This window comes from Methanocella sp. (genome assembly GCF_035506375.1).
Lineage (GTDB): Archaea > Halobacteriota > Methanocellia > Methanocellales > Methanocellaceae > Methanocella.
On sequence record NZ_DATJPM010000049.1, the window covers coordinates 22730 to 28983 of the forward strand.

The window sequence follows — 6254 nt, forward strand, 5'->3', positions numbered from 1 at the left end:
ATCTCAAAACATATAACCAATGAAGAATAACGTTCACCTGCCATGCCGCCTGCCTACGAGAAATTTTTCCCGAAGCCTTCCTTCTACCCGAACCAGAAGGAGGCCATGGACAAGATATACGACGCCTTACTGGCGGGCAGGCTCGTGCTCTTCGAGGGAGCGTGCGGCACCGGCAAGACGCTGTCGGCGCTGGCCCCGTCCCTGGCCATCGGCCGGGAAAAAAATAAAAAGGTCATCATCGCCACAAATGTTCACCAGCAGATGGAGCAGTTCATCCAGGAGGCCCGCGAGATCAAGGCGATCGCCGATATCAAGGTGGCCGTGGTCAAGGGCAAGACGCATATGTGCCCCCTGGAAAAGGACTATGACGAATGCAATCTTTTAAGGGAGAACACGTTTGAACTCCTGGAACTGGAACGGGATATAGGCACGCTAAAGCAGAAGGATAAGGAAGCGGCTAAGAAGCGCAACGACCAGAGTTTCGCCGACCTCCGGCACAGCATCGCCGGCGAGATCGCGGCCGGGCAGGATAGGATCGCGCTCCTTAAGAAACGCTCGTGCCCCTACCTCATGGCGGTCCTGAAGGAAGATAACGTCAACTTTCGGGACTGGCTTTTCAAGGGCGTGCGCAGCCCCGAGGACATTACTGACGAGGCGATGAAAAAGCAGCAATGCGGCTACGAGCTCCTGAAGCGCTACCTGAAGGAGGCGGAACTCATCATTTGTAACTATCACCACCTCCTTGACACCGATATCCGGACCCGGCTTCTAAGCTGGATGGGCTGCACGCTGTCCGACGTCATCCTGATATTCGACGAGGCCCATAACCTGGAGGCACAGGCGCGGTCGCATTCGTCGACGACGCTTTCCGAGAATATCGTCGAGCGGGCGCTTATGGAGGCCTCTTCTATTAAAACTCCCGTAAAGGAGAACGTCGAATACTTCCTGATGCTGCTGCATAAGACAGTCCAGGACGCATACCAGTCGAAAATAGGCTTCGGCGAAGCTATGTCACATGCCTGGTTCGACGTCACGATCCGGGACCCCCGGGGCACGGAGGACCTGGTTTCCGAAAAATTAAAGAGCGAGCTGAAGAAGCGCGGCATCGACATCATGAGCGTGTTGAGCGATGCCATCGACATCGGGCTTGACATCGACGAATCCTATAAAAAGGATTATAAGAGCGGCAAGAGCGAGACCCGGAGGACCTCCTCGCTGCTGGCTGTAGGCATCTTCATGATGACTTACCTGAAGAACGCGGGCGACGTGAACTACTATCCCGTGCTGCAGGTGCGCCGGAGCCGGGACGGCATGATCTACGGGCGCCTCGAGCTTTTCAGCTGTATTCCTACGGACGTGACCAAACCCATCATGGACGGGGCTTATTCTCTCGTGCTAATGTCCGCGACGCTGAAGCCTTTCGACATGGTGCGCTCGACGCTGGGCATCGAGCGGGATACGACCGAGATCAGCTTTGGCACGACGTTCCCGCCGGAGCGCCGGCGGACGCTCGCGGTGGACGTGCCGCCGCAGTTCGCCAAGAGCCGCTACCTGCCGGACATGGTGAAGACGCTTACGCGGCTGCTGGAGGATGTCATCAACGGCTCCGACGGCAATGTGCTCATCTTTTTCCCGAGCGCCTCCGAAGCATCGCGGTATAGCAAGCTATTGAAGGTGGACGCGCCAATATTCGTCGACGTCGCGGGCGTCTCGGCGCAGGATACGAAGAACGCGTTCTTCCGGCACGGCGACGAGGGCGGCAAGGCCGTGCTCATCTCGTACTTGTGGGGCACGCTGACGGAGGGCGTGGACTATAAGTTCGACAGGTGCCGCACCGTGGTCATCGTTGGCATCGGGTTCCCGTCGCTTAATGACCGGATGACCGCCGTGCAGAACGCCTATGACACGAAGTTTGGCGTGAAGAAGGGCTGGGAGTACGGCGTGTTGTTCCCGACCATAAGGCGTATCCGGCAGGCGAACGGGCGCGTCGTGCGTTCCCCCGACGACTATGGCGTGCGCATCCTGGCTGACCGCCGGTACACGTCCGAGTCAGTCAAGGACATGGCCCGGTATTCGATCTACATGCAGTTCCCCGAGGACGAGAGAAGGGAGTTCAAGGACATCAAACCCGAGAAAGTCAAGTTCTCTATGATGAACTTCTTTATGGATATCAAGCGGATGGACGAGAAGCCAAAAAAGAAAAAGGCAAAAGTATAGCGGGCTATGCACTTATACAGCTAACTATTTCTATGCAAGCGCTTATATTATATTTGATAAGCTACAAAAGAGAGCTGTCGGCTCCCGGCTTACCGGAGGTTATTGCTATGACAGAATATAGCCTTTTTAAACGTTCGATCGCCGAGCTTATCGGCACCTTCGTACTGGTATTCTTCGGCACGGGCATCGTCGTGGAAACGGTCCTTCTTCTGCAGGGAACGCCCGCCTTGCCCGGTAATACCTATAATGTCGGCATCGACATCGTAGCGTGGTTCGTCCTGAGCCTCGCGTTCGGTGTACCCATCATGATCATGGTCTACGTCTTCGGCGGAATATCGGGGACGAATATCAACCCGGCAATCAGCATCGCCCTCTGGGCGACGAAAAACCTGCCCACGATGGACGCGATCGTCTATATCGTCGCCCAATTGATCGGTGCTGTGCTGGGCTCCCTGGCCGTCGTCGCCATCTGGGGCACGCGTGCCGTGACCACCGGCCTGGGCGCCACGACCATGTTCCCCGGCGTCTCCTACTGGCAGGCCATCGCGGCCGAGACTATCTGCACGTTCCTGCTCGTGATCGCCGTCTTTGCCATGGCCGTGAACAAAAAAGCGCCAGGCGGCTGGGCGGGCCTCGTGATCGGCTCCGCCGCGACCCTTGGACTGCTCCTCGAAGGGAACGTCACCGGCGGCTCGCTTAACCCGGCCCGCACGTTTGGCCCGTACCTGGTCCAGTGGCTGATGGGGGGCGCGAACAACTGGTGGCAGTTCCCGATCTACGTGATCGGGCCCATCCTGGGCGGATTGATCGCGGCGTTCCTGTATACATATTTAGCGGAACTGAAGGCCCAAAAAGCCTGAGTACATCCTCATGGATGATAAAAACGTTATTTTTTTATCTCAGCTCCATACGCCGCACGTCGCAGTTACAAATATATACCCCTTCATGTATCTTATACTCCAGCCAAAATTCAGACTATCGTTTTAGCTAGTGTGAAACACCCCGAATGGGATGGTGCCTCCTGGCACGGCTACGCTCCATTGGGAGCGAAATGCGGAGTGGTTCGTCGTAAAACCACCCTTAACACTACAGAGGAGATATTAATGGCGAGAAAAGCGACAAAGAAGGTCGACGCGTTCCGGGCCAAGAACTGGTACCAGGTGCTCGCGCCGGCAGAGTTCAACAGGGCCAACATCGGCGAGACGCTCGCGGACGAGTCCCAGAAAATAATCGGTAGAATAATGGAGTCCACGCTCGGCGACATCACCGGCGACTGGGCCAAGCAGAACACCAAGATGATCTTCAGGATCGAGGAGATCGGCGGCAACAGCGCCTACACGTCCTTTGTCGGCCACGAGATGACCAAGGACTACATGCGCTCGCTGGTAAAGCGCCGCACGTCCAAGATCGGCACGAACCTCGTCGTCACGACCAAAGACGGCTACAAGCTGCGCTTAAAGCCCCTGGTCTTCACGGTCAAGAGGGCCCGGACCTCCCAGATCGAGAGCATCCGCAAGGTCATGACCGACGTCGTCGCGAACCGTGGCAAGGAGCTTACCTTTAACGAGCTCGTCGCGGACACCGTGAACGGTAAGGTCGCGGCGGAGATCTACAAGGCGACGAAGAACATCTACCCGCTTCGCAGGGCAGAGGTCGCCAAGTCTGAGGTCGTCTTCAGGCCCGCGGTCGCTTCCGCGGTGGCAACGGCGCCCGCAGCAGAGCCGGCTCCGGCTCCGGCGGCAGAGGCGGCACCGGCACCGGCGCCTGAGGAAAAGCCCAAAGAGTAACTTTAATCACGCCCTGGGAGGGGCTTTTTCATCTTTTATTATAATTTTTCTATCGATCGATTTAGTCTAAAGCCGTCACCCACTTCCCCTGCTTAAGCCCGCGAAGAGCACGCAAGTCCGTGAAGATACCGCAAAGCCTCTTTAATATCGGTTTGGGATTTATATTTAAATAATGATATTTCCATATGTTATGCGATCGTTTGTCCTTTGTTTGTGTGGTTCGCTGATTTGTTCGGTTTTTCAACACGAAAACACGAATTCTTTTATATCCCATGTAAGGGGCACGAACCACACTAAAGTGGATGCTTTCACGTCAAAACACCAAACAACCTCCCAAAAGCACGGACCTCACTAAATTAACTTGAAACACTAGAGAAAGCATATTAAATAAAGCATAAGGGGCATGCCGCCCTCGTGATTCAATCCTTTAGTGTTTTCGTGCCATTCGGGAGGTTGTTTCGTGTTTTAAGCGCCAGGCATGGGCCTTAGTGATTTTAGTGCCCTTACGTGGGATAAAAAAAGAATTAGTGTTTTCGTGTTGAAAAACCGACGGGCAGTATGAAAATGGAAAAAGCGGCAAAGGACCACTAAACAAACACGGAACCATTGAAGTAAGTCTTTGCGGTCTTCGCGTAAGCTTCGCGGCCTTCGTGCCCGAAGCCGTCTTCGCGGACTTAGCAAGCTTAACGGGCGTAATACCGTTAATGCTTGCCTATCCAGGTATCGTATAATACCTTATCAAAAGGCTTACTATTCTGATTCATGAAAGGCTCTATCGGCTTTAAGACAACAACGACGCTCTTGTATTGTTCCAGCTTCTTTGCCATCGTATCGTCTTCGGTTATGAAGTTGATCCTGGTGCCCGGGAATTCGCCCAAAATCAGCCGCAGCGTCTCGACGCCGCTTGTATCGGAGAACCTGTCGTCAATCGCGACCAGCTCGGGCTTGGCCTTGCATTCACGATGCTTTATGAGAGCATCAGGGCCGTTTTTAGATGTATAGAGAACGTCGTTGCCATAAAATTTTAGGGCTTTTTCGTATAGTGCCCTGATCTCGTCATTATCACAGATTAAGGCTACGTTTGACATTATACGGTATTGTTGGGTTGATTTGTTTTAATTATTTCGATTTGCGATGATAGGGTGTTGGGTCATAATTACTACCAGCGCAAGCTTATCGCTGTATAATATTAATGGCAATTTGCAGTATTTAATCAATATTTTTATGACCGTCCATATCATGTATAATGAACCGATAAATGTATGATAATATGAGTGATATGCCCTTATAATGGATATTAAGGGGTATTATGTATTCTTTAGGGACGTATGTTACGGCCGTCATAGGGCACTTTTTACTTTCATCCTTTGCGGGATTGTCGGCGTACTTGTTGATATCGACCATATTCCAGCGCTATTGTTCGAACTTATCCGACACCGACCGTTCCCGGGTCGCATTTTACATCCTCTGTTTCTGCTTATCGGTTGCATTGGTTGCGCATATTTTGGAGGACTACTCTATCGATATTTTTTAAAATACCGTAAGAAAAATGAGAAAACTATCGAGACATTGTCTCAGCCTATTAAGTAGGTATGTGGGATATGGTAAAAAACAAATATGACCCGAACGTATACTATTCAAATACTTGGGGGCATGTATGAGCGATAAACTAAAAAAATTAATAGCGGATCGGGGAAGCATAAAGAAGATAGGCGTCATCGGCATGGGCTATGTGGGCATACCCTCGGCCATGCTCTATGCGGATGCGCCGGATTTCGACCTCGTCTACGGATTCCAGAGAGATTCAAAAACATCCGGCTATAAGATCGATATGTTGAATAGCGGTAAAAGCCCGCTAAAAGGTGAAGAGCCCGGCCTGGAAGAGCTTATTGAAAAGGTCGTGAAAGCCGGCAAGTTCAAGTGTACGTCGGATTTTTCTATGATATCTGAAGTCGATGCGGTCACTCTGGCGATCCAGACGCCTTTTAAAAATCCAAAGGACCTGGAGCCGGATTTTGGCGCTTTAATGGACGGCCTGAAGCTCGCAGGTAAGTACATATCGCCTGGGGCGCTCGTCGTTCTGGAATCGACGATAACCCCCGGGACGACGGACGGCATGGCCCGCAAAATACTGGAACAGGAGTCCGGCATGATGGCCGGCGAGGACTTCGCGTTGGCGCACGCGCCGGAACGTGTCATGGTCGGCCGGTTGCTCCGGAATATCCGTGAGCACGACCGCATCGTCGGGGG

At 53.0% G+C, this 6254-nt stretch carries 4 protein-coding genes and 1 pseudogene; 4 read left to right on the top strand and 1 reads right to left on the bottom strand.

Annotated elements, in window-relative coordinates:
* The first annotated feature begins 42 nt into the window (after positions 1–42).
* The 3 genes from VMC84_RS06640 (at position 43) to VMC84_RS06650 (ending at position 4004) form a co-directional block, all read left to right on the top strand.
* Complete coding sequence (locus VMC84_RS06640) at positions 43–2217, top strand: ATP-dependent DNA helicase (protein WP_325379197.1); 2175 nt, start codon at positions 43–45, stop codon at positions 2215–2217.
* A 107-nt stretch (positions 2218–2324) separates the two neighbouring features.
* Positions 2325–3077, top strand: coding sequence for an MIP/aquaporin family protein (locus tag VMC84_RS06645; protein ID WP_325379198.1), 753 nt, complete (start codon positions 2325–2327; stop codon positions 3075–3077).
* A gap of 243 nt (positions 3078–3320) precedes the next feature.
* Positions 3321–4004, top strand: a complete 684-nt coding sequence (locus tag VMC84_RS06650; RefSeq protein ID WP_325379199.1) for a 30S ribosomal protein S3ae — start codon at positions 3321–3323, stop codon at positions 4002–4004.
* A gap of 701 nt (positions 4005–4705) precedes the next feature.
* Here the strand turns inward: VMC84_RS06650 and VMC84_RS06655 are convergent.
* Positions 4706–5092, bottom strand: coding sequence for a hypothetical protein (locus tag VMC84_RS06655; protein WP_325379200.1), 387 nt, complete (start codon positions 5090–5092; stop codon positions 4706–4708).
* Positions 5093–5661: 569 nt separating this feature from the next.
* On the opposite strand from VMC84_RS06655, the pseudogene VMC84_RS06660 reads away from it, so the two are divergent.
* A pseudogene (locus VMC84_RS06660) lies at positions 5662–6254 on the top strand (nucleotide sugar dehydrogenase); the annotation flags it as partial.

What these genes read in the sequence shown, in the direction of transcription:
- VMC84_RS06640 (WP_325379197.1), top strand. Translation starts at nt 43, where the DNA reads ATGCCGCCTGCCTACGAGAAATTTTTCCCGAAGCCTTCCTTCTACCCG.
- VMC84_RS06645 (WP_325379198.1), top strand. Translation starts at nt 2,325, where the DNA reads ATGACAGAATATAGCCTTTTTAAACGTTCGATCGCCGAGCTTATCGGC.
- VMC84_RS06650 (WP_325379199.1), top strand. Translation starts at nt 3,321, where the DNA reads ATGGCGAGAAAAGCGACAAAGAAGGTCGACGCGTTCCGGGCCAAGAAC.
- VMC84_RS06655 (WP_325379200.1), bottom strand. Translation starts at nt 5,092, where the DNA reads ATGTCAAACGTAGCCTTAATCTGTGATAATGACGAGATCAGGGCACTA.